Below are 20,171 nucleotides of genomic sequence, written 5' to 3' on the forward strand. Positions count from 1 at the left end.
GCGAGCCTCCCCGGTGTCGTGGTGCTGGCCGTCCAGTGGTGCGGCCGGCTGCGCGGCCGACAGGTCGAGTTCGAAGAGGGTGTCCTCGCCGAGGGTGCCGCGGCGGACCGGCGGGCGGAGCGCGTCCCGCATGACCGTCGTCCCGTCGAAGCGCAGCCCGGGGATTCCGTCGCCGAGCAGGACGGGGGCCACGGTGACGTAGAGCCGGTGCAGCGCCCCCGCGTGCAGGAAGCGCGAGACGGTGACCCCGCCGCCCTCGACGAGTATCCGGCCGAGTCCGCGCCGCCGAAGCGCCCGCACCAGGTGGTGGGGGGCAAAGGCGTCCGGGTCGTCGAGCGTCAGCACGTCCACGCCGTCCGGCGGCGCCGGCCGGTGCTCACCGGTGGTGCCCACCACCCACAGGGTCGGAGCTGAGCCATCGGTGAACACCCGTCGGTCGAGCGGCACCCGTCCGCGCGGATCGAGAACGACCCGCACCGGGTGGGCGCCCGCGCAGGCGCGCACGGTCAGCTGGGGGTCGTCCGCGACGGCGGTGCCGGCCCCGACGACCACCGCGTCGGCGAGGGCGCGCAGCCGGTGGAGATGGCGGCGGTCCTCCTCGCCGGTGACGTAGTCGGCGTCGCCGGTGCGGGTGGCGATGAAGCCGTCCAGGCTCTGGCCGAGCTGAGCGATGGTCAGCCGCGGCCCGGCCAGGCACAGCGGGAGATAGCGGTCGACCAGGAGCCGGGCCTCCGGCGAGGCGGCCTCGCTCCACCGCCACCGGCCGTCCGGGCCCCGGACCAGACCGGCGGCCCCGGTGTCCGCCTCGGTCCGGACGGAGCGCAGCCGCTCCCAAGCCTCTTCCGTCTCCAGGAAGGTCATCACGCCTCCTTCTCGGCACCGACCAGGGAAAGATACTCGGCGAAGCAGTCGACGAGCCCGGCCAGGAGTTCCTTTCCCTTATCCGCGGATGCCCTGGACGGACGGCCGACGACCCCGGACCCGGTATAGGCGGACATACCGAGGGTGAGCAGATGTTTCCGATCGTCGGATATCCAGTCGGAGGTTTCATGACCGGACCGTACGAGTTCCGGATGGGCATGCAGGAGGATCGATGTCTCCAGTTCGCCCGCGTGCATATCGCTGTTGGCCGGGGTGCGTACTCCGGCGCGTGTCCTTGCGGTCTCCCAGTCGGCCGATCCAGGGAATAGCGCCATGCGGAAGTCAGTGCCCGCGGATTCCTGAACGATGTTGCGCAGCACGTAATTTCCGCCGTGTCCGTTCACCAGAATCAGACCGCGTATACCCGAGCGCCTGAGTGAGTCCGCGATATCGCGGACGACGGCGTAGAGGGTGGCCGCGGATATCGACACCGTCCCTGGCCAGGCGGCGTGTTCATGGGAGCAGGAGACCGTCACCGGGGGCAGTTGGAGCACCGGGTACGCGGCCGCGATCTCGGCCGCGACCGTGCAGGCGATGACCGTGTCGGTCACCAGTGGGAGAAATGCGCCGTGTTGTTCGAAGCTGCCTACGGGAAGAACGGCGACATCGGCCCGGTCGGCCCGCACTTCCTCCGTCGTCCGTGTCGGCAGCACCATGCCAGTCTGCGGGCGCGTTCCCGAACCGCTCATATCTCGTGGACCTTTCATGTGTCGTCCGGACAGCTTGTTGCTGCGGCTTTCTCATTCTCCTGTACAAGGGCGGTGGTTTTCCAGATAAGATCGGGACATGACAGAAAGTGATGGCGTGTTCGATGTCGACACCCGCACCTCGGGTGTCGAACGAGTGGTGAATGTCCGGCTGGCCACGAAGCATGGCGACTTTCTCGCGATCGGCTATCGGGACCTCGTGCGCGGTGATGAACAAATAGCGCTGGTATACGGCGATGTCGGCGGTGAGGAAGCGCTTACCCGGCTGCATTCCGAGTGCCTCACCGGAGACGCGTTCGGCTCCCGTCACTGCGAGTGCGGCGACCAGCTGTCCGCCGCGCTGAAGGCGATCGTGGCCGAAGGCCGGGGCGTTCTGGTGTATCTGAGAGGCCATGAGGGGCGCGGGATCGGGCTGCTCGCCAAGCTCCAGGCGATGAAGCTCCAGTCCGAGGGGCTGGACACCGTCGAGGCCAACCTCGCCCTCGGCCTGCCGGCGGACGCTCGCGACTACAAGGTGGCGGCGGATGTACTGCACGACCTCGAGGTGCGCTCCGTGCGGCTGCTGTCCAACAACCCCCAGAAGCGGGACGCGCTGCTGCGGCACGGCGTCCGGGTCAGCGAGCAGGTGCCGCTGCTGATGACTCCGCACAAGGAGAACCTCCCGTATCTGCTCACCAAGCGGGACCGCATGGACCACTATCTGCCCCATCTGGAAGCCGTGATCCAGCGCACCTGAAGGAGGCCCTGGCCCCGGGCCGCGGCCTGGTCCACCGGTGTCGGCCGGGCGTGGGCCGCGGCCCGTATCGGTACGGAGTTTCGGCGTGACCATACCGCCGAACGGGCGATCAGTACGCATATGTCCGAGAATGGGGGTGCCGCGTGACGTTCCGAAGGACGACGATCAAGGGTAGGGACCATGGACCTCGAGATCGAGCTCCGGGTGGACGGGACCGAGCACCGCCTCACCGTCGACACCCGTACGACGCTGCTGGACGCCCTGCGCGAACAGCTGGGGAACACCAGCCCCAAGAAGGGCTGCGACCACGGACAGTGCGGCGCCTGCACCCTGCTGCTCGACGGCCGCCGGATCCTCGGCTGCCTCGCACTGGCCGTCGCCCACCAGGGCGCGGACATCGTCACGGCGGCCGGGCTCACCGACGGTGAGCTGCATCCGCTCCAGCGGTCGTTCATCGCCCATGACGCCTTCCAGTGCGGCTACTGCACACCCGGTCAGATCGTCTCGGCGGCCGGGATGCTCCAGGAGGCCGGGAACGGCTGGCCCAGCGCCGTGTCCAAGGACCCGGGCGCCACCGACGTGGTGCTCGACGACGAGGAGATCGCCGAGCGGATGAGCGGCAATCTGTGCCGCTGCGCCGCGTACGCGAACATCGTCCCGGCGATCGCGGAGGTGGCGCACCGATGAGGCCCTTTCGCTACGAACGCGCCGATGAGGTGCCGGCGGCCGTCGCCACCCTGGTGAAGGAGCCCGAGGCGGCCTATCTGGCCGGGGGCACCAATCTGGTCGATCTGATGCGTCTTGAGGTGACGACCCCGGAGGTGCTGATCGACGTCCGGCGGCTCACCTCGGACCGGATCGAGGAGCTGCCCGACGGGGGTCTGCGGATCGGGGCGGCGGTGCCCAACAGCGATCTGGCCGCCGACCCGCGGGTCCGGCGGCGCTATCCGGTGCTCTCCCAGGCACTGCTCTCGGGCGCCTCTGGCCAGCTGCGCAACCTCGCCACCACCGGCGGCAATCTGCTGCAGCGCACCCGCTGCCCGTACTTCCAGAACGTCACCACCCCCTGCAACAAGCGCATACCGGGCTCGGGCTGCTCGGCCGTCAATGGCTACCAGCGCGATATGGCGATCCTGGGCGCCTCCCCCGCCTGTGTGGCCACCCACCCCTCCGACATGGCCGTCGCGCTGGCCGCGCTGGACGCGGTGGTGACGGTGGCCGGCCCGGTCGCCGAGCGGCGGATCCCGCTGGCCCAGCTGCACCGGCTGCCGGAGGACGCCCCCGACCGCGACACGGTCCTGGAGCGCGGTGAGCTGATCACCGGGGTGGAGCTGCCGCCCCCGCACGCCGCGACCCGCTCCCGCTACCGCAAGGTGCGCGACCGCGCCTCGTACGCCTTCGCGCTGGTCTCCGTCGCCGCCGCGCTGGAGGTCACCGACGGGACGGTACGGGATGCGCGCATCGCGCTGGGCGGCGTGGCGCACAAGCCCTGGCGTGCCATCACGGCCGAGGCGGTGCTGCGCGGCGCGCCCGCCACGCGGGAGAGCTTCGTGGACGCGGCCGCCGCCGAGCTAGCCGCGGCGCGGCCGCTGCCGGGCAACGCCTTCAAGGTCCCGCTCGCCCGCAACACGATGGTCAGCACCCTGCTGGAACTGCTGGAGCAGGCGCGATGAGCGACGTCACGGCACGCCCCCGCGCCATCGGCGTCCCGATGGACCGTATCGACGGTGTGCAGAAGGTCACCGGCACCGCCACCTACGCCTATGAATGGCCTCTCGACCAGCCCGTCTATCTGTATCCGCTGCAGTCCACGATCGCCGCCGGGCGGGTCACCGGGGTGGACAGCGCGCTCGCGGAGGCGGAGCCGGGGGTGCTGGCGGTGCTCAGCCATCTCAACGCGCCCACGCTGACCCGGCCCGAGGATCCGGAGCTCGCGGTGCTGCAGTCCGACGAGGTCGCCTGGCGCGGCCAGTTCATCGGGGCGGTGGTGGCCGAGAGCCTGGAGACCGCGCGCCGCGCGGCGGGGCTCGTCCGCGTGGACTACGAGGGCCGCGCCCCCGATGTGGAACTGCGCGCCGACCGCGGCGACCTCTACTCCCCGGTGCACGCCGCGACCTTCGGCTCGGGCGGCGGAGAGCTCCAGGACGGCTCGCCCGCCGACAGTGTGCTGGGGGACGTCGATACGGCGCTCGCGGCCTCGCCGACCATGGTGGACGTCACGTACTCCACGCCGATGTACCACAACAACCCGATGGAGCCGCACACCGCCGTGGTCACCTGGCTGGACGGTGAGCTGATCGTGCGCTGCTCCACCCAGGGCGCCTCCATGAGCCAGGCCCTGATCTCCGGGGTGCTGGGTCTCGAGCCGGGACGGGTGCGGGTGATCTCCCCGCATGTCGGGGGCGCGTTCGGCTCGAAGGTCTACCCCCACTCGTACGCCGTGCTCGCCGCGATGGCGGCCCGGATGGTCCGGCGGCCGGTCAAGTTCTCCCTGACCCGGCAGCAGATGTTCGCCCTGGTCGGCTACCGCCCGGCGTCGATCCAGCGGATCCGGCTGGGCGCCGGCCGGGACGGCAGGCTGACCGCGCTCTGCCACGAGGTGATCGAGCAGACCGCCAAGGCCAAGGGGTACGCGGAGCAGGTGGCCGTCTGCTCCCGGTTGATGTACGCGGCGCCGCACCGGCGCACCACCCACCGGCTGGCCCCGCTGGATGTCCCGGTGCCGACGATCATGCGGGCGCCGGGCGAGGCGCAGGGGATGTACGCGCTGGAGTCGGCCATCGACGAGATGGCGATCGCCTGCGGTCTGGACCCGGTGGAGTTCCGGATCCGCAACGAGCCGGAGGTGCATCCGGAGTCCGGGCTGCCGTTCTCCAGCCGCCATCTGACGGCCTGTCTGCGCGAGGGCGCCCGCCGGGCCGGCTGGGACCACCGCGACCCGGTTCCCCGGTCGGGGCGCGAGGGCCGCTGGCTGGTGGGCACCGGCGTGGCCGCCTCGACGTACCCCTCCCCCCGCTTCCCCGGGAACGCGGCCACGATCCGGCTCGCCCCGGACGGCCACTACACGGTCCGGATCGCCGCCGCCGACCTGGGCACCGGCACCTGGACGGCGCTCACCCAGATCGCCGCGGACGCGCTGAGCGTCCCGGTCGGGCAGGTGGAGATGCGGATCGGGGACACGGCGCTGCCGGCCGCGTCGGTCGCCGGGTTCTCGGCGGGCATCAACAGCTGGGGCACCGCGATCTGGGAGGCGGCGGACCGGCTGCGGGCCCGGTTGCAGGCCGAGCACGGCGGTATCGCGCCGCCGGAGGGGCTGGAGGTCACCGCCGAGCTGCCCGGTGGCAATCCGGAGGCCGAGCGCTATGCGATGCACAGCTTCGGCGCCCAGTTCGCCGAGGTACGGGTGGACGAGGACACCGGCGAGGTGCGGGTGGCGCGGCTGCTGGGAATGTTCGACGTGGGCCGGGTCATCAACCCCAAGACGGCCCGCTCCCAGCTGATCGGCGGAATGACCCAGGGCATCTCGATGGCGCTGTACGAACACAGCGTGCTGGACCCGCGGTTCGGCCATGTGGTCAACCAGGACTTCGCCCAGTACCACATCGCCTCCGCCGCCGATGTGCACGCGGTCGAGGCCCACTGGGTGGACGAGTCCGATCCGTACACCAACCCCATGGGGGCCAAGGGCCTCGGCGAGGTGGGCATCACGGGCACCGCGGCGGCCATCGCCAACGCCGTGCACCACGCCACCGGTGTCCGGATCCGCGAACTGCCCATCACTCTCGACAAGTTGGTGTCCTAGCCATGTCCGATCCACCGATCCTGGTGACCGGCGCCGCGGGCAGTGTCGGGGCCGTCGGCCGCACCGTGGTGGAGGAGCTGCGCCGCCGTGAGCTGCCCGTGCGCGCCATGGTCCACCGCGAGGACGAGCGGGCCGAGGCCCTCCGCGCCACGGGCGCGGAGGTGGTGGCGGGCGATCTGACCCGCGCCCCGGACGTGGCCCGCGTGCTGGACGGCTGTGGGCGGATGTACTTCGGCATGAGCGTGTCGCCGAAGTATCTGGAGGCCACGATGACCACGGCGGCGGTCGCCCGCGACTACGCTCGGCTGGACGCGCTGGTCAACATGTCGCAGATGACGGTCTCCCAGATGGACCTCACCAGCACCTCGGAGTCGACGCAGCAGCGGGAGCACTGGCTGGCCGAGCAGGCGCTCAACTGGTCCGGGCTGCCCGTCACCCATCTCCGGCCCACCGTCTTCCTGGAGAACCCGCTCTTCTCGGTCTTCGTCTACCGCTCCATCGCCGAGGAGGGCACGATCCGGCTGCCGTTCGGCACCGGGCGCACCTCCCCGGTCGCGGCGCGGGACGTCGCCGCGGTGGTGGCGGCGATCCTGGTGGCCCCCTCCTCGCACATCGGCAGGACCTACCATCTGACCGGCCCGGCCTCCGTCGACATGACCACCATGGCCGCGGAGTTCGCCGACGCGCTCGGCCGGCCGGTCGCCTATGTGGACGTCTCCTACGAGGCCTGGGTCAACCACGATCTGAAGGCGCTGGGCCTGCCCGACCACCTCTTCGACCACCTCGCCACGATGGCGCGGCTGCACGCGGAGAACCGCTACGACCGCTGGACCGACGACATCGAGACGATCACGGGAAGGCCCGCTACCGGGGTGCGGGAGTACGTCCGCGAGCACCCCGAGATGTTCAAGAGGTGACGTGGGCGGAACGGAAGCGCGGTACGAGTACTGCTGGGCGTCATCGGCGCCGTGATCACCCCGCTGGGCGGGCTGTGAGCGGGCTGAACGTCCTGCCGGCGGTGCTGGACGCGGCGGCGCCGCTGGCGGGCTTCGTCTGTCTGCGCGACATCGCCGATATCCTGGTCGGGTCCGCGCCGCACTACACCTGCCGGTCTGGTCCCCGCTGACCCCGGTCGACCGCCGCCCGACGGGTCAGCACTGCTATGCACCCCTAAGGGAGTAAATTTTCCCCATGGGCATGGACGACGCCATCGCCGCACGGATACGCATGATCACCGAGGCGGGTGACGGGCTGAGCGGCCCCGACCTGCTCGGATTCGTGCTCGATCACGCCGTGACGGAGACCGGCGGTCTCGGCGGCATGGTGCATCTGCGCGGACCCGGCGCCCGGTCGCTGCTGCTCACGGCGGTGCACGGGCTGATCCGTCCGGTCGCCCGGGACTGGGCGGAGGTCGAGCCGGCCGACGCCAGTGCCCCGGCCCGCGCGATGGCCCAGGGCACACCCGTGTGGGCGCCCGCCCTCGGCGCCGGGGACGGCACGGGCCCGGCGCTGCCCGCCGGAAGCGGGCTGCTGGCGGTTCCGCTGATCACTCCGGAGGGGGTCACCGGCGCGGTGTCGGTGCTGATGGTCCCGGCCGAGCGGCCCGCACCGGAGCGGTGGGCGGCCGTCGAGGCGCTCGCCGCGTGGGCCGCCCCACGGCTGCGGGGGGACCCTCCCGACCGGGGCCGGGACCGGGACCGGAACCGGGACGGCACCGGCACCTTGCTGGCGGACGACCAGGTGAGCCAGGCGCTCTGGCATATGAGCGACGCGTTCTTCGCGGTCGACGGCGACTGGCGCATCACCTTCGTCAACGGCGAGGCTGAGCGGCTGCTCGGCGCCGCTCGGACGACTCTCGGCCGGACGCTGTGGGACGCCTTCGCGCGGCTGAGCGTCGACGAGGCCGAGCCGGGCCTGCAAAGCCGCTACCGGCGGGCCGCCGAGAGCGGCACCCCGGTCGGGTTCGAGGTGCGCTGGCCCACCAATCAGCGCTGGTACTCCATGCGGCTGGTCCCGGTGCCGAACGGGCTCACGGTCTACGCCGCCGATATCACCGCGAGCCGGGCGCGGGAGGCGGAGCGGGCCGCGGCCGAGCAAGCGGCGGCCGAGCGCACCGCGCGGATCGGCGAGCTGACCAACGCACTCGCGCAGGCGCTGACGATGCGCGACGTGGTGAACGCCATCGCCGACCGGGTACTGCCGCCGTTCGGCGCCTCGGGGATGGTGGTGCAGCTCATCGAGGGCGACGTGATCCGGATCGCCGGGGCCGTCGGCTATCCGCAGCCCTTCCTGGAGTCGATCGACGGGGCCTCGATCCATGAGGTGTCGCCGGTTTCGGAGGTGTACCAGACCGGGGCGCCGGCCTTCGTCGAGTCGGTCGAGGAGTACACCGCGCGCTATCCCGCCATGGCCGGGCGGCCCGCCGCGGCCGAGAAGCAGGCATGGGCCTTTCTGCCGTTGATCGTCTCCGGCCGGAGCATCGGCTGCTCGGTGGTCGCCTTCGCCGAGCCGCGCCGGCTCGACGCGGAGGAGCGGGCCCTGCTCACCGCGCTCAGCGGACTGATGGGGCAGGCCATCGAGCGCGCGCGGCTGTACGACATGGAGCACACCCGGGCCAAGGAGCTCCAGCGGGGGCTGCTGCCCCGCGCTCTGCCGTCGCTGTCCTCGGTCACCACCGCCGCACGCTATCTGCCCGCCAGCGAGGGCATCGACGTGGGCGGTGACTGGTACGACGTGATCCCGCTGTCCGGCGCCCGGGTGGCCCTGGTCATCGGCGATGTGATGGGTCACGGGCTGTCCGAGGCGGCCACCATGGGCCGGCTGCGCACCGCCGTGAACACCCTGGCCGAATTGGAGTTCCCGCCCGCCGAGTTGCTCACCCGGCTCAACGACGTGGTGAGCGAGCTGGGGGACAACCTCTACGCGACCTGCCTGTACGCCGTGTACGACCCGGTCGGCGCCACCTGCGTCTTCTCCAGCGCCGGACATCCGCCGCCGGCCGTCGTACGCCCCGGCCACCCGGTCCGCTTCGCCGGCGGCGCCCCCGATCCCCCGCTGGGCGCGGCCCAGCCGCCGTTCGAGACCACCGAGGTGAGTCTGGAGGAAGGCAGTCTGCTGGTGCTGTACACCGACGGTCTGGTGGAATCCGCAGCCCGGGACATCGACCGCGGGATGCGGCAGCTGGCGAGCGCGCTGTCCAGCGCGGCCCGCGCGCCCGGCCCGGGGGACACCTGGCCCGACGGAGACCGCGGCGGACACGCGTCGCTGGAGCGGCTGTGCGACGAGGTGCTGGCCGAGTTGCTGCCGGAGAAGCAGCTCACCGCCGATGACGCGGCACTGCTCATCGCCCGCACCCATGCGCTCGCCCCCGACCACATCGCCGCATGGCCACTGTCCGAGGGGCCGATCGCCGCGGGCGAGGCACGCGATCACGTCCGGGACCAGCTGACCCGCTGGGAGCTGGCACCGCTCACCCCCACCGCGGAACTGCTGGTCAGCGAGCTGGTCGCGAACGCGATCCGGCACGGCAGAGGCCCGATCGAGCTACGGCTGCTGCGCGGCGAGGGGCTGATCTGCGAGGTGACCGACGGCTCCTTGACCACCCCCCGGATCCGCCATGCTTCGGAGACCGACGAGGGCGGGCGCGGGCTCCAGCTGGTCTCGGCCCTCTCCCAGCGCTGGGGCACCCGCTACACGCCCACCGGCAAGTGCATCTGGACCGAACAGCCACTCCCCTGACACTCAGACGGAAGACAGACACCCCGCGGAAGGCAGCGGTGTCCACCGCGCTTCAGCCGCCCCAGCCCCCGCCCCGCGCGGCCTGTCGCGCGTAGTCCGCGAAGTCCCGGGGCGCACGGCCCAGGACGCGCCGGACGTCGTCCGTCAGATACGCGTTGCGCCCGTCCAGCAAGGTGGCGAACAGCTCGGTCAGAAACGCCCCCAGCTCGTCCGGCAGCCCGTGGTCGCGCACCAGCGCGGCCCCGTAACTCCCGGCGGAGACCGGCACATAGCGCACCGCGCGGCCCGTCGCCCCGGCGATCTCCGCGGCCGCCTCGGCGAAGGTCAGCAGCCTCGGCCCGGTGATCTCGTACGTCCGGTCTCCGGGTACGTCCCCGGTCAGCGCCGCGACCGCGACCTCGGCGATGTCGTCGGCGTCCACGAAGGGCTCCTTGACGTCCCCGGCCGGGAAGACGATCTCGCCGTCGAGCACCCCGCCGCGCAGAACGCCCTCGTCGAAGTTCTGGAAGAACCAACTCGCCCGCAGCACGGTCGCCGCCACGCCCCGCACCCGCACCGCCTCCTCGGCGGGCAGCGCCGCCTCCACACCCCGGGCGGAGAGCAGCACCAGCCGCCGGGTGCCGCGCTCGGCCGCCAGTTCGGCGAAGGCGCGGAGGGTGGCGGCGGCTCCCGGGTCGCAGACGTCTGGGTAGTAGGCGATGTACGCGGCGGCGGCCCCGCCCAGCACGGGCTCCCAGGTGCGCGGGTCCTCCCAGTCGAACGGAGTCTCGCCGGACCGGGAGCCGATCCGCACCGGGTGCCCGGCCCGGCTCAGCCGGTCCGCGACCCGGCGGCCGGTCTTGCCGGTGCCGCCGAGCACCAGGACGGTCGTACGCTCTGTGGGCTGTGATCGCGCGGCCGGTGCTTGCGTGGGCTGTGTCGTCATACGGCCAGTCAACTCGCGGGCGCTGAGACGGGCCATGGCCGAGAGGCTCCGCCGCATGCGCGAGCGTCTACGCTGTGCGCCATGGACGCGCTGGCGAGTCTGCTGGACGGCCCGCGGGCCCGGGGGGCCTTTCTGCTGCGGGTCGTGATGGAGCCGCCCTGGGCGGTGCGGATCGAGGACCGGGCCCCGCTGTGCGTGATGACCATGGCACGCGGCGAGGCGTGGGTGGTGCCGGACGCGGGCGAGGCGGTGCGGCTGCGCCCGGGGGACGTGGCGATCGCGCGCGGCCCGGACCCGTACACGGTGGCCGACGACCCCGCAACCGCGCCGCAGGCGTGGATCCTCCCCGGTGAGGTGTGCCGCACGGCGGACGGCGCCGATCTGGCCGAGGCGATGGCGCTGGGGGTGCGCACCTGGGGCAACAGCCCGGACGGCTCGGCCATGATGCTCATCGGCAGCTATCTGCTGGACGGAGAGATCAGCGGACGGCTGCTGGACGCGCTGCCCTCGCTGCTGGCCCTGGACGGCGGGGTGTGGGACTGTCCCCTGATGCCCTGGCTCGGCGAGGAGATCGTCAAGGACGAGCCCGGACAGGAGGCGGTCCTGGACCGGCTGCTGGATCTGCTGCTGATCTCGGTGCTGCGGGCCTGGTTCTCCCGGCCGGAGGCCCGGACGCCTGGCTGGTACCGGGCGCTGGGCGACCCGGTGGTGGGCCGCGCCCTGCGGCTGCTGCAGAACAACCCGGCCCATCCGTGGACGGTTGCCGGGCTCGCCGCCGAGACGGGTGTCTCGCGGGCGGCGCTGGCCCGCCGCTTCACCGCGCTGGTGGGTGAGCCGCCCATGGCGTATCTGACCGGCTGGCGGCTGGCGCTCGCGGCGGATCTGCTCCGGGATCCGGAGCACACCCTGGCGGCGGTGGCCCGGCGGGTCGGCTACGGCAGCGCGTTCGCCCTCAGCGCCGCCTTCAAACGCGAGCGCGGCCTGAGCCCGCGGGCACACCGCGATGCGGCCCCCGCCGACTGACCCGCCCCCTCACGGACAGCGGTCCGTCCCACGGACGCCCGGACACGGCCTCGCCCGCGGCGACAGGGGGCACGGCGGCCGACATGGCGCGAACCCGGCATCGCCAAGCCGACCCGCGGCGCCCCCGGCAGACGACCCTCCCTCGAACGCCCGGGCGCGGCCGGACCCGGGCGAGGACCGCCCCGACCACGGCATGTGCGGGAACCACTCCGCGACCTGGCCCCGGCTCCTGCCCATGACCACGGCGATGCGGGCAATGCGCTGGTGGCCCGTCACCGACCCACGCCGGGAACGGCGAGAGGGCGCATGCGGTGGCGGCGCGGCGCGGCCTGCGGGGGTGTTGGCGGGCGACCACCCCGCAGGCCGTGGTGCGACCGGGCGGCGGACAGCCGGCACGGCCGGACGCGAACCGCGAGCGGCGCACGCCGGGGCGGCGGGGCGCGGGGGCCCGCTCAGCTCGCGGGCGCGCCGCGCCGGGGCATGTGGCTGACCGGCGGTACCCGCAGGCAGCCGTCCGGGCCGCAGGTGGTGGTGCGGTCGTAGAGGTCCATCAGGCGGCGGGCGCCGCGGGCGATGTCGTAGCGGTCGACGGCGTCCGGGACCGGGAAGCGCAGCGGGCCCTGGGCGGCCTGTCCGCGCAGGGCGGCGGCGAGGGCGGCCGGGCCGGGGGCGATACGGCGGGCGCCGGGCGCAGCGCCGTCGGGCAGTTCGTCGAGGGCGGGGCAGACGGTGTGCAGCACCGGCAGCCCGGCGGCCAGCCCCTCCAGTGCCGCGAGGCCGAACGCCTCCTCGGCGGACGGCGAGACCAGGACGTCCATGGCGGCCAGCAGCGCGGGCAGCCCCGCGGGCCGGTCGTCGGCCGGGGCCACCGCGCCGTCGCGCTCCCCCAGCAGCCGGACCCGGTCGGCCACGCCGAGCCGGGCGGCCAGGTCCTCCAGGGCGGGGCGCTCTGGGCCCTCGCCGACCAGCAGCAGCCGGGCGTCCGGCACCTCGGCGACGGCCCGCACCGCCGTGTCGAACCGCTTGTCCGGCACCAGCCGGCCCACCCCGCCGACCACGAAGGCCCGGTCGGGGATGCCGAGACGGCCGCGGGCGGCCGCACGGGCGGTCGGCTCGAAGCGGAAGTGGCGGGCGTCGATCCCGTTGGGCACCAGATGGATCCGGCGGTTGGGCACGCCCCAGTCGCGCAGCCGGTCGGCCACGGCGGCCGAGACGGCGACGGTCGCCGAGCCCAGCCGCTCGGCGGCGAGATAGCGGGCGCGGAGGGCGGCGTTGAGCGGACGGCCGTCGATCCGCCGCTCGCCCAGGCTGTGTTCGGTGGCGATGACCGCCCGCACTCCGGCCAGCCGGGCCGCGATCCGGCCGAGCACACACGCCCGGTACAGATGGGTGTGCACCAGGTCGTAACCGCCGGACCGGATGATCCGCACCAGTCTGGGCACGGTGGTGAGCTGCCGCTCGCGCCCGCCGCCCAGGGGCAGCTGGGTGACCGGGACGCCGTCCGCGCGGATGCCGTGCGCGGCGGCGCCGGGGCCCGAGAGGGCGATGACGTCACAGCGCACCGGCACATGGCGCAGCAGCAGCCGCAGTTGCTGTTCGGCTCCTCCGGCCCCGAGGCGGGAGATGATGTGCAGGACTCTCATCGGGCGACTGCGCCCCATCCTCCGTATTCCGATGGGCTTCGATCGGTGCCGACCCTGCCAGACGGCGGGATGTAAATCACGTAAGACGCGCGCCGCTGGGCCGTCGGAGTGGCCCCCTTACGGACCGTCAACAATGGCGCGCCGAATATCCGATGTGCACGCTCGTGCCCCATGGGATTGTTACCTTCTCATCTCGCGCGATGACCTGAAGAATATGGCCCGTATGGGTCATCGTGGCGCGACATTCGGTTCGAGCCAGCCCCGCGGGAGTGCCCAGATGTCTGCACCGACCCCCGTCAGAGATTCCCCCCGGAAAACCACCGCACGCGCGGTAGCCGGGCCGCCGCCCGCGCGTACCGCGTCGGATTCCCGCGTCCCGCACCACCGTCCCACCCCGGTGTACGAGTACAAGCGGTACAGCGAGCTGGCCGGCCCGCTGACCAAGGCCCCCACGGACCGCCCCTACCGGGTGCGCTGCCGGAGCCTGCTGGCGCAGGAGCCGCACCGGATCCGTGCCGCGCTGCTGCTGTGCGCTGCGCCGGTGTGCTCGGCGGTGCTGCTGCTGTGGCTGCTGCACCCGGACCACTGGGTGGAGCGCGCCTACGCGCCGGGGTGGCAGCGGGCGGCGGACCTGGCGATGCTGGTCTCGATCGCGCTGATCGAGGGGTTTCGCCTGTTCACGGTCGTCTCCAACGCCCATGCCACGCTGGTGGCGCGGGATCCGGTGCCGGTGGTGGCCGAGCCGGGGACCCGCGTGGCGTTCCTGACCAGCTTCGTGCCCGGCAAGGAGCCGATCGCGATGGTCCGGGCCACGCTGGAGGGGGCGGTGCGGATCCGGCACACCGGGCCGCTGGACGTCTGGCTGCTCGACGAGGGGGACGACGACGAGGTCAAGGCGCTGTGCAAGCGGCTGGGCGTACGGCACTTCTCGCGCAAGGGCATCGAGAAGTGGAATCAGCCGAAGGGCGCTTTCCGGGCGCGGACCAAGCACGGGAATTACAACGCCTGGCTGGACGCGCACGGCGACGGTTATGAATTCATGGCGTGTGTGGACACCGACCATGTGCCGCTGCCCAACTTCCTGGAGCGCATGCTGGGTTACTTCCGGGATCCGGATATCGCCTTCGTGGTCGGCCCGCAGGTCTACGGGAATTACGACACCCCGGTCACCAAGGCCGCCGAAAGCCAGCAGTTCCTTTTCCACGCGCTGATCCAGCGGGCCGGAAACGCCTATGGCGGCCCGATGTTCGTGGGCACCAACAACGCGGTGCGGATCAGCGCGCTGCGCTCGATCGGCGGGCTGTACGACTCGATCACCGAGGACATGGCCACCGGCTTCGAGCTGCACCGCCACCGCAACCCGGCGACCCGGAAGAAGTGGCGCTCGGTCTACACCCCCGACGTGCTCGCGGTCGGCGAGGGGCCGAGCACCTGGACGGACTTCTTCACCCAGCAGATGCGGTGGAGCCGCGGCACCTACGAGACCGTGCTCAAGCAGTTCTGGAAGGGCCCGTTCACCCTGTCGCCGGGCAAGCTGCTGAACTACTCGCTGATGATCGCGTACTACCCGATGACCGCGGTCAACTGGCTCCTCTCCGCGCTGTCGTGCGCGCTGTTCCTGGTGCTGGGCGCCGCCGGGATCCACATCCCGGCCGAGATGTGGATGATGCTCTACAGCGACGCGGCGATGCTCCAGATCGGGCTGTACATCTGGAACCGGCGGCACAACGTCTCCCCGCACGAGCCGGAGGGCTCCGGCGGGCTGGCCGGGATGCTGCTCTCCGCGCTGTCCGCCCCGATCTACGCCAAGTCGCTGTGCGACGCGGTGCTGCGGCGCACCAGCCGGTTCGTGGTCACGCCCAAGGGCGACTCGTCCAGCCCCGACCGGCTCTCCACGTTCCGTATCCATCTGCTGTGGGCGGCAGTGTTCGGCTCCTCGCTGGTCGGCTCGTTCTTCCTGGGGCACACTCATGCGGTGATGCGGATCTGGGCGGTGCTCGCCCTGGCCCTGTGTCTGACTCCGGTGGCGATCTGGTCGGTGGGGCTGCTGCGCCGCGGCCGGAAGCGTCCGGCGCATGGCACGGTGCCGACGGCGCGCGACGCGGCCAGCCCCTGCGCGCCACCGAAGGACAAGGAGAAGGAGAAGGCGCCGGTCTGCGCGCTGTGACCGGCGGCCGGGGTCCGCGCCCCGAAGGGGCGCGGGGCCGTGTCGATATGCGGCTCCGCCGCGTGGGCGCGACCGGCCACTACGGCGCCGCAGCCGATCGGCGGCAGGTCAGGGGGCACTTCCGGCGAAGCGCTTAGTGGGGGGCGTTACGGGCCAGGTCGAGGGCGTACTTGGTCCACCAGTGTCCCGCCGGAGGGCCACCGTTGCAGGTGCCGTCGGACTCCCCGGGCCGTTTGATCCACAGATAGGCGTCCACGAGGGGGTCCCCGGTGTGGGTGCTGGGCGGCTCGCCCAGCGCCCGTCCCGGCGGGTTGCACCAGGAGTCCCGCGCCCGGATGCCGTGCCGGGCCGCGCCGTGGGCCCGCAGCGGGCCGTTGCCGTTACGGCTGGTGTCGATGATGAAGTGGGCCTTGTCCAGGGCGGTGGAGAGCCGATGGCCGTACGCCTTGGTGCGGCGGGTGGGCTGGAAGTTGGAGACGTTCAGCGCGAAGCCGTCCGCCTGCTCGATACCGGCGTCGCGCAGCGGCCGCGCCAGCCGGGCGGGATTCTTGATCCAGTTCGGGTTCCCCGCGTCCAGGTACACCTGGACGCGGGGCAGCGCGGCGAACAGGGCGACCGCGTCGCGGAGCATCTCCAGCCGGGCCTTGCGCAGCTTGCGCGGCACACAGCCGTCGACCAGTTGGGCCACCGCGTCGGGCTCCAGGACGACGATCGCCCTGCGATCGCCGATGCCGAGCGTGAACTGCTCGATCCACCACCGGTAGGCCGCGCGGTTCCGCGCGCCGCCCGCCGAGTACCGCCCGCAGTCGCGGTACGGGATGTGATAGGCCACCAGAACCGGGGTGGACCCGGTCCGCGCCGCCGATTCGGTGATGGAGCGGGCCCGTTCCCGGGGCGGCGCGGGACCGAACCATTCGGCGACCGGCTGCTGGGCGATCTGCCGGATGAGCGCGGCGTCGCCGTTCTTTCCCTCGTGTTCCCTCTCATGAGCCTGCCGGGCGGCGGGGCTGTCCGGGTTCACCCAGAGCCCGCCCCGCCGCAGCTGGGACTCGAACATGCGGCATCCACTCAGCGGAAGCATCGCCGCGAGGCATACGGCGGCATGCAGCCAAAGCCGCATAACGCTCTTTCTTGCACCTTTCTCTCGCATGCGACGAATCATGGCACCGCGTGTCACGGGTTCAGCGCTCTCGGCGCTCCCGCGCGTCCTCGTCCGTACGCCACAGGGAGTGCTCCCGGGCCGCCCACGCCCGCTCGACCCGGCCCGTGCGCATCCCGCGCCGGGCCTCCGGATCGGCGAGCGCCTTGCCGATATGGCCGAGCAGCACGATGCCGATGGCCAGCGCCAGCCAGTCGTGGACGAAGGTGGCGCTGGTGCGCCACACCAGCGGGGCCAGACCGGTGAACCACATCAGCAGCCCGGTGCCCGCCATCACCAGCACCGCGCCCGCGATGTACCCCGCGTACAGCTTCTGCCCGGCGTTGAACTTCCCCGCCGGGCGCTCCTGGGGCCGGTGGTCGCGCCGCAGCGCCGCGCGCAGCCAGCGGCGGTCGTGCGGGCCGAAGCGGTTGAGGCGGGTGAGATCGGCCCGGAAGGCGCGGGAGACGAGGCCGAGCAGGGCCGGGAGGGGCGTCAGGATGCCGGTCCACTCATGGACGGTGACGACGAGCGCGCGCCGGCCGACGAGTTCGGCGAGCGCGGGCAGATAGAGACAGGCCGCGCTGACCACACACGCCCCCAGCAGGAGGGCTGTGGTGCGGTGGATCCAGCGCTCGGCGGGGCTGAACCGGAGCACCCGGGAGCCGCCGTCCCGCTCCCCGGCCCGGGGCGCAGGGGTCGTCGTCCGCTCAGGCGGTGGGGTCATCGTCGCGTCCGTTCGACCTGCCGACCCAGGCGTCGACGTCATAGCCCCGCTCCTCCCAATAGCCGGGCCGCACCTCATCGGTGACGGTGATACCGGAGAGCCATTTCGCCGACTTGTAGAAGTACATCGGCGCCACATACAGCCGCACCGGTCCGCCGTGGGAGTGGCCGAGCGGTTTGTCCCGCAGCTTCAGCGTGACCAGCACGTCCGGCCGCCGCGCCTGCTCGAGGGTCAGGCTCTCGCTGTACGCGCCGTCGAAGCAGGTGAAGCGGACCGCCTTGGCCCCTCGGCGCACTCCGGCGGCGTCCAGCAGCGCCGACAGCCGCACTCCCTCGAACGGGGTCTCGGGCACCCGCCACCCGGTGACGCACTGGACATCCCGCACCAGCCGGGTCTGCGGCAGCGCGCGCAGATCGGCGAGGCGGTACGCGCCCGGCTTGTCGACGAGCCCGGAGACGGTGAGGCGGTAGCTGTCGGCGTCCTTGTGGGGCACGGAGGAGGTGACGGAGTAGTAGCGGAAGCCGCCGCCGTTGGGGAGGAGTCCGGTCACCCCCGTCGGGTCCTTGTCGGCCACCGCGCCCAGCGCGGTCTCCAGCTTGCCCTGGAGCCAGGGGGCCGCGGCCATCGCGCCCGCGCCGAGGCCCAGCATGCCGAGGACGAGGCGCCGGCCGACGGGCGTGCCGTCGCCGTCCGATCCGGCACCGGTGTTGGGGTCCATGGATTGATGAGAGCACCGGGCGGGGGTGGTACGCCATCTCCTGCCGGGATTCGTCAGACTTCGGTAAGACTCCGGGGGCGGGCGGCGTACCAGGGGGTTACGCCACTACCGTCCACCCCACCCCGCCTACCCGACCACCTACCCGACCGCCTACCCCACCGCCTACCCCACCGCCTCGGCCGCCGCGCGGCCCGCCGTACGGCCCGAGAAGAGGCAGCCGCCCAGGAAGGTGCCCTCCAGGGAGCGGTAGCCGTGCACTCCCCCGCCGCCGAAGCCCGCCGCCTCACCGGCCGCGTAGACACCGGGCAGCGGTTCGCCGCCCTCGGTCAGGACGCGGGAGGAGAGGTCCGTCTCCAGGCCGCCTAGCGTCTTACGGGTCAGGATGTGCAGCCGCACGGCGATCAGCGGGCCCGCCTTGGGGTCGAGGACGCGGTGCGGGGCGGCGGTGCGGATGAGCCGGTCGGCGATGTACTTGCGGGTGCCGCGCAGGGCGGTGACCTGGAGATCCTTGGTGTAGGGGTTGGCGATCTCGCGGTCCCGGGCGACGATCTCCCGCCGCAGTTCGGCCTCGTCGATGAGCGGCTCCTCGGTGAGCTCGTTCATCCGCCGGACCAGCGCCGGCAGCGACCGCTCGACGATGAAGTCCGCGCCGTGGTCCATGAACGCCTGGACCGGGCCCGGGGCCCCGGCCCGCCCGCGGCCGATCACACCGCGGACGCTCTTGCCGGTGAGGTCCGGGTTCTGCTCGGAGCCGGAGAGCGCGAACTCCTTCTCGATGATCTTCTGGGTGAGCACGAACCAGGTGTAGTCATGGCCGGTCCGCATGATGTGCTCGAGCGTGCCGAGGGTGTCGAACCCGGGGAACAGCGGCACCGGCAACCGCTTGCCGCGCGCGTCGAACCACAGGGAGGACGGGCCGGGCAGGATGCGGATGCCGTGCCGGGGCCAGATGGGGTTCCAGTTCTGGATGCCCTCGGTGTAGTGCCACATCCGGTCGCGGTTGATGATCCGTCCGCCGGCTCCCTCGGCGATGCCGAGCATATGGCCGTCCACATGGGCCGGGACCCCGGAGATCATCCGCTCGGGCGGGGAGCCGAGCCGCTCGGGCCAGTTGGCGCGGACGAGATCGTGGTTGCCGCCGATGCCGCCGGAGGTGACGATCACGGCCTGGGCGCGCAGTCCGAAGGTGCCGGTGACCTCGCGGCTGCTGGGGCTGCCGCGCTCGGCCCGGCTGGGCTCCAGGATGTCGCCGGTGACGGTGTCGACCGTGCCCGCGCTGCGGGCCAGCCCCGTCACCCGGTGCCGGAAGCGCAGCTCGACCAGACCGCGGGCGGCGGCCGCCCGCACCCGCCGCTCGAAGGGGGCGACGATGCCGGGTCCTGTGCCCCAGGTGATGTGGAAGCGGGGGACGGAGTTGCCGTGCCCGGTGGCGTCGTAGCCGCCGCGCTCGGCCCAGCCGACCAGCGGGAACAGCCGCAGCCCCTGGGCGTGCAGCCAGGACCGCTTCTCGCCCGCCGCGAAGTCCACGTACGCCTCGGCCCAGCGGCGCGGCCAGTGGTCCTCCTCGCGGTCGAACCCGGCCGTGCCCAGCCAGTCCTGCCAGGCGAGTTCGTGGCTGTCGCGGATGCGCAGACGGCGCTGCTCGGGTGAGTCGACGAGGAAGAGGCCGCCGAAGGACCAGTGGGCCTGGCCGCCGAGCGACTGCTCGGGCTCCTGGTCGAGCAGGATCACCTTACGGCCGGCGTCGGCCAGTTCGGCGGTGGCCGCGAGGCCCGCGAGCCCCGCGCCGACCACGATGACATCCGCGTCGTACGCCATGGTGTGGTGTCCCGTTCTCGTGAGCCCGCCGACGCTCGCCGACGGTGGGCCGGCGGGTGTGCCGGCGGTGTGCCGACGGCGTCATGACCGCGATCCTGCCTACCGGCC

At 72.5% G+C, this 20,171-nt stretch carries 16 protein-coding genes and 1 pseudogene; 9 read left to right on the top strand and 8 right to left on the bottom strand.

The features are described 5' to 3' along the window. Positions 1–225: 225 nt before the first annotated feature. Together J2Z30_RS49925 and J2Z30_RS28015 are read right to left on the bottom strand one after the other, a co-directional pair. Positions 226–861 (bottom strand): annotated as a pseudogene (locus tag J2Z30_RS49925) (RibD family protein); the annotation flags it as partial. Then, entirely contained in the window at positions 861–1,610 is a 750-nt protein-coding gene (locus tag J2Z30_RS28015; RefSeq protein ID WP_044577730.1) for a creatininase family protein, read from the bottom strand. The gene J2Z30_RS28015 and the pseudogene J2Z30_RS49925, both read right to left, overlap by 1 nt. 97 nt (positions 1,611–1,707) lie before the next feature. On the opposite strand from J2Z30_RS28015, the gene ribA reads away from it, so the two are divergent. The 7 genes from ribA (at position 1,708) to J2Z30_RS28045 (ending at position 9,904) form a co-directional block, all read left to right on the top strand. Further along, the gene (ribA, locus tag J2Z30_RS28020) at positions 1,708–2,364 is read left to right on the top strand and encodes a GTP cyclohydrolase II (RefSeq protein WP_037950114.1); all 657 of its coding nucleotides are present in this window, start codon (positions 1,708–1,710) and stop codon (positions 2,362–2,364) included. A gap of 180 nt (positions 2,365–2,544) precedes the next feature. Next, positions 2,545–3,051 carry a (2Fe-2S)-binding protein gene (locus J2Z30_RS28025; protein WP_020872527.1) on the top strand — a complete coding sequence of 169 codons (507 nt, stop codon included), beginning with the start codon at positions 2,545–2,547 and terminating at the stop codon, positions 3,049–3,051. After that, positions 3,048–4,037 (top strand): FAD binding domain-containing protein, encoded by a 990-nt coding sequence (locus J2Z30_RS28030; protein ID WP_044577724.1) that lies wholly within the window; start codon positions 3,048–3,050, stop codon positions 4,035–4,037. The genes J2Z30_RS28025 and J2Z30_RS28030 overlap by 4 nt, the downstream gene beginning before the upstream one ends. Continuing rightward, the gene (locus tag J2Z30_RS28035) at positions 4,034–6,166 is read left to right on the top strand and encodes a xanthine dehydrogenase family protein molybdopterin-binding subunit (protein ID WP_044577722.1); all 2,133 of its coding nucleotides are present in this window, start codon (positions 4,034–4,036) and stop codon (positions 6,164–6,166) included. The genes J2Z30_RS28030 and J2Z30_RS28035 overlap by 4 nt, the downstream gene beginning before the upstream one ends. Before the next feature lie 2 nt (positions 6,167–6,168). Then, the gene (locus J2Z30_RS28040; protein ID WP_044577720.1) at positions 6,169–7,083 is read left to right on the top strand and encodes an NAD(P)H-binding protein; all 915 of its coding nucleotides are present in this window, start codon (positions 6,169–6,171) and stop codon (positions 7,081–7,083) included. Positions 7,084–7,157: 74 nt separating this feature from the next. Further along, positions 7,158–7,292 carry a hypothetical protein gene (locus J2Z30_RS51060; RefSeq protein ID WP_281062767.1) on the top strand — a complete coding sequence of 45 codons (135 nt, stop codon included), beginning with the start codon at positions 7,158–7,160 and terminating at the stop codon, positions 7,290–7,292. Between the two features lie 65 nt (positions 7,293–7,357). After that, on the top strand, positions 7,358–9,904 hold the full coding sequence (locus J2Z30_RS28045) for a SpoIIE family protein phosphatase (RefSeq protein WP_044577718.1): 2,547 nt from the start codon (positions 7,358–7,360) through the stop codon (positions 9,902–9,904). A 52-nt stretch (positions 9,905–9,956) separates the two neighbouring features. Here J2Z30_RS28045 and J2Z30_RS28050 read toward each other — a convergent pair whose 3' ends face one another. Then, on the bottom strand, positions 9,957–10,829 hold the full coding sequence (locus J2Z30_RS28050) for a Rossmann-fold NAD(P)-binding domain-containing protein (protein WP_063790993.1): 873 nt from the start codon (positions 10,827–10,829) through the stop codon (positions 9,957–9,959). An 81-nt stretch (positions 10,830–10,910) separates the two neighbouring features. On the opposite strand from J2Z30_RS28050, the gene J2Z30_RS28055 reads away from it, so the two are divergent. Beyond that, positions 10,911–11,852: an AraC family transcriptional regulator gene (locus tag J2Z30_RS28055; protein WP_044577714.1), complete on the top strand. Its 942-nt coding sequence runs from the start codon at positions 10,911–10,913 to the stop codon at positions 11,850–11,852. Positions 11,853–12,304: 452 nt separating this feature from the next. On the opposite strand, the gene J2Z30_RS28060 is transcribed toward J2Z30_RS28055, so the two are convergent. Then, positions 12,305–13,495, bottom strand: a complete 1,191-nt coding sequence (locus tag J2Z30_RS28060; RefSeq protein WP_044577713.1) for a glycosyltransferase — start codon at positions 13,493–13,495, stop codon at positions 12,305–12,307. A 277-nt stretch (positions 13,496–13,772) separates the two neighbouring features. Between J2Z30_RS28060 and J2Z30_RS28065 the strand changes: the two genes are divergently transcribed. Then, a complete protein-coding gene (locus J2Z30_RS28065) occupies positions 13,773–15,662 on the top strand; it encodes a glycosyltransferase family 2 protein (protein ID WP_044577711.1) in 1,890 nt (629 codons plus the stop codon). Positions 15,663–15,795: 133 nt separating this feature from the next. Here J2Z30_RS28065 and J2Z30_RS28070 read toward each other — a convergent pair whose 3' ends face one another. The 4 genes from J2Z30_RS28070 to J2Z30_RS28085 all read right to left on the bottom strand — a co-directional run bounded on the left by J2Z30_RS28070 (position 15,796) and on the right by J2Z30_RS28085 (position 20,063). Beyond that, positions 15,796–16,812: a glycoside hydrolase family 6 protein gene (locus J2Z30_RS28070; protein ID WP_044577709.1), complete on the bottom strand. Its 1,017-nt coding sequence runs from the start codon at positions 16,810–16,812 to the stop codon at positions 15,796–15,798. A 31-nt stretch (positions 16,813–16,843) separates the two neighbouring features. After that, positions 16,844–17,527 carry a cytochrome b/b6 domain-containing protein gene (locus tag J2Z30_RS28075; protein WP_372453317.1) on the bottom strand — a complete coding sequence of 228 codons (684 nt, stop codon included), beginning with the start codon at positions 17,525–17,527 and terminating at the stop codon, positions 16,844–16,846. Next, positions 17,511–18,245 carry a molybdopterin-dependent oxidoreductase gene (locus tag J2Z30_RS28080; protein WP_044577707.1) on the bottom strand — a complete coding sequence of 245 codons (735 nt, stop codon included), beginning with the start codon at positions 18,243–18,245 and terminating at the stop codon, positions 17,511–17,513. Before J2Z30_RS28080 ends, J2Z30_RS28075 begins: the two co-directional genes overlap by 17 nt. A gap of 162 nt (positions 18,246–18,407) precedes the next feature. Further along, complete coding sequence (locus J2Z30_RS28085) at positions 18,408–20,063, bottom strand: FAD-binding dehydrogenase (RefSeq protein WP_044577705.1); 1,656 nt, start codon at positions 20,061–20,063, stop codon at positions 18,408–18,410. Positions 20,064–20,171: the final 108 nt, after the last annotated feature.

The organism is Streptomyces iranensis (genome assembly GCF_017874715.1).
GTDB lineage: Bacteria > Actinomycetota > Actinomycetes > Streptomycetales > Streptomycetaceae > Streptomyces > Streptomyces iranensis.

What these genes read in the sequence shown, in the direction of transcription:
- J2Z30_RS28045 (WP_044577718.1), top strand. Translation starts at nt 7,358, where the DNA reads ATGGGCATGGACGACGCCATCGCCGCACGGATACGCATGATCACCGAG.
- J2Z30_RS28055 (WP_044577714.1), top strand. Translation starts at nt 10,911, where the DNA reads ATGGACGCGCTGGCGAGTCTGCTGGACGGCCCGCGGGCCCGGGGGGCC.
- J2Z30_RS28050 (WP_063790993.1), bottom strand. Translation starts at nt 10,829, where the DNA reads ATGACGACACAGCCCACGCAAGCACCGGCCGCGCGATCACAGCCCACA.
- J2Z30_RS28085 (WP_044577705.1), bottom strand. Translation starts at nt 20,063, where the DNA reads ATGGCGTACGACGCGGATGTCATCGTGGTCGGCGCGGGGCTCGCGGGC.
- J2Z30_RS28025 (WP_020872527.1), top strand. Translation starts at nt 2,545, where the DNA reads ATGGACCTCGAGATCGAGCTCCGGGTGGACGGGACCGAGCACCGCCTC.
- J2Z30_RS28075 (WP_372453317.1), bottom strand. Translation starts at nt 17,527, where the DNA reads ATGACCCCACCGCCTGAGCGGACGACGACCCCTGCGCCCCGGGCCGGG.
- J2Z30_RS28060 (WP_044577713.1), bottom strand. Translation starts at nt 13,495, where the DNA reads ATGAGAGTCCTGCACATCATCTCCCGCCTCGGGGCCGGAGGAGCCGAA.
- J2Z30_RS28035 (WP_044577722.1), top strand. Translation starts at nt 4,034, where the DNA reads ATGAGCGACGTCACGGCACGCCCCCGCGCCATCGGCGTCCCGATGGAC.
- J2Z30_RS28030 (WP_044577724.1), top strand. Translation starts at nt 3,048, where the DNA reads ATGAGGCCCTTTCGCTACGAACGCGCCGATGAGGTGCCGGCGGCCGTC.
- J2Z30_RS28015 (WP_044577730.1), bottom strand. Translation starts at nt 1,610, where the DNA reads ATGAGCGGTTCGGGAACGCGCCCGCAGACTGGCATGGTGCTGCCGACA.
- J2Z30_RS28040 (WP_044577720.1), top strand. Translation starts at nt 6,169, where the DNA reads ATGTCCGATCCACCGATCCTGGTGACCGGCGCCGCGGGCAGTGTCGGG.
- J2Z30_RS28070 (WP_044577709.1), bottom strand. Translation starts at nt 16,812, where the DNA reads ATGCGAGAGAAAGGTGCAAGAAAGAGCGTTATGCGGCTTTGGCTGCAT.
- ribA (WP_037950114.1), top strand. Translation starts at nt 1,708, where the DNA reads ATGACAGAAAGTGATGGCGTGTTCGATGTCGACACCCGCACCTCGGGT.
- J2Z30_RS28065 (WP_044577711.1), top strand. Translation starts at nt 13,773, where the DNA reads ATGTCTGCACCGACCCCCGTCAGAGATTCCCCCCGGAAAACCACCGCA.
- J2Z30_RS28080 (WP_044577707.1), bottom strand. Translation starts at nt 18,245, where the DNA reads ATGGACCCCAACACCGGTGCCGGATCGGACGGCGACGGCACGCCCGTC.